Annotated in this window: 2 protein-coding genes; one reads left to right on the top strand and one right to left on the bottom strand. The window is 62.7% G+C overall.

Features of this window, described 5'->3' with window-relative positions:
* Window positions 1-162: 162 nt before the first annotated feature.
* Window positions 163-363, bottom strand: a complete 201-nt coding sequence (locus MKK68_RS26990; protein WP_244033491.1) for an NAD-dependent epimerase/dehydratase family protein — start codon at window positions 361-363, stop codon at window positions 163-165.
* A 735-nt stretch (window positions 364-1,098) separates the two neighbouring features.
* Here MKK68_RS26990 and MKK68_RS26985 point away from each other — a divergent pair.
* Complete coding sequence (locus tag MKK68_RS26985; protein ID WP_244033490.1) at window positions 1,099-1,545, top strand: hypothetical protein; 447 nt, start codon at window positions 1,099-1,101, stop codon at window positions 1,543-1,545.
* Window positions 1,546-1,648: the final 103 nt, after the last annotated feature.

The raw sequence follows: 1,648 nt of genomic DNA, 5'->3' as shown, positions 1-1,648 counted from the left end.
GCACGCTATCGCCAAACTTTTACCCTGCGCCGTCTGCACCTCAATCTGGCGCAGCTTCAGCACCACCTGCTCCGCACCCGTCTTCTGACCTCGCTTCATGTCCAGCTCCTTCAGTCCTGGCTGATCCTCTCAATCAGCCCGGTCCAAAGCCAGCCGGTCAGGTCAGATGCCCTTGACCGCGGCTCGGCAGGCGTCGGGATCCCGCAAGTCGCGGACCTCGAATTCGTCGGCTTGCGACGTCTCGTATTTGGGCATCTTGATGTCGACGCCGCGAACCCAATAGCCCTTCGCTTTCAAGAACGTCACAAGATGGTGCCCGATAAATCCTCCGGCCCCGGTCACAAGCACGCGTCGGCTCGACATTGTCTCTTCTCCCAGCGAATGCAACGCCGAAGAGTATGTTTAACGATGCGTTAACATCCATCTCTAACAGGTATTACTCCTTCTCGCCGCCCAGGATTGCTGGTACGGCAAGCGACGATCCGCACCGCGTTGCTTGGCTTGCTATGGACGGTTTTTTTGATTCATCGGGTCCGCGCGTCGCCGGACGACACCCGCATGCGGCGACATCATCGCAGCATGGCTGCGGGCATGAGTCAGAAGGCCGAGGTGGACCAGGGCGCAGTAGCCAGGAGGGCTAGTACGAAGCGAACGCTTCTTGCTGCTTGGACGCTGCGATACAGTATCGGCAGGGAGTGTCGATCGCTCCCGTCGCGTGTCGCCGCTGCTCCGTCCGTGCTCGAGCTCCCAGCATGAACGGACGCGTTCCTGCCTGTCGATCATCATCGTCGTTCGAAGACATCACGACGCCGACCTCGGTTCGAGCCGCCCCGGACCTCGGTCGCGGGGGTCGTGACGCGGCATCGTGGCAGATCGTTCGACGGAGACGTCGAGCCGACAGGACGCCGGTCACCGCGTCCCGCACGGGTTCCAGCCATGCCGCCAGCATCCGATCCGTCCGCCTCCGCCGTCGGCGATCCCCCAGCGCTTCACACCGGGCTTTCGAGGCAGACATGGCGATCGAGGATCGAGACGACCTGGATCAAGGCGCGCTCGACCGGTGCCGGATATCCTCTGATCGATCAGGCGATCGTCAGCTTGGGGACCTTCGTCCTCAACATCATGCTCGCGCGCCATCTTCCACCATCGGAGTATGGGCACGTTTCGATCCTGTTCGGCGTGCTGTTCCTGTTGCAGGTCGTGAACACGACGCTGGTCTTCTATCCGATGACCGTCAGATGCAGCGTCGCGCTCCCGGACAAGAGCAGGGCGCTGATCCATACGAGCTTGTTGATCCTCGTACCGCTCAGCATCCCGCTCTGCATCGGCCTCGCGGTCGTGAACCTCGCCAACGGACGTGCGGATCTGGCCCTGGCCGCCATCGCCTACTTCCTGTGCTGGCAGTTCCAGGAGTATTGCCGCCGCGCCCTGTTCGCGGAATTACGGTTTCGAGACGCCATCCTCGGTGACGCGATCAGCTACCTCGGCCAAACCTCGGTGGTCGTATTGATCGGCCCCCAGGCGGTGGTCCAAGGGTGGAGTTAGTGCGCGGTAGGCCGTTCTGCCACGGGTAGCTTGGCCGGCGGAGCTGGTCGGGCGAGCGCAGCCGGCCAAGCGGAGAACGCTGGCACGAACACCTCCGGTGCCG

It is taken from the genome of Methylobacterium sp. E-016 (assembly GCF_022829745.1).
GTDB lineage: Bacteria > Pseudomonadota > Alphaproteobacteria > Rhizobiales > Beijerinckiaceae > Methylobacterium.
The sequence above is the reverse complement of the archived record's forward strand: the minus strand, read 5'-3'. Positions and strand labels throughout refer to the sequence as shown.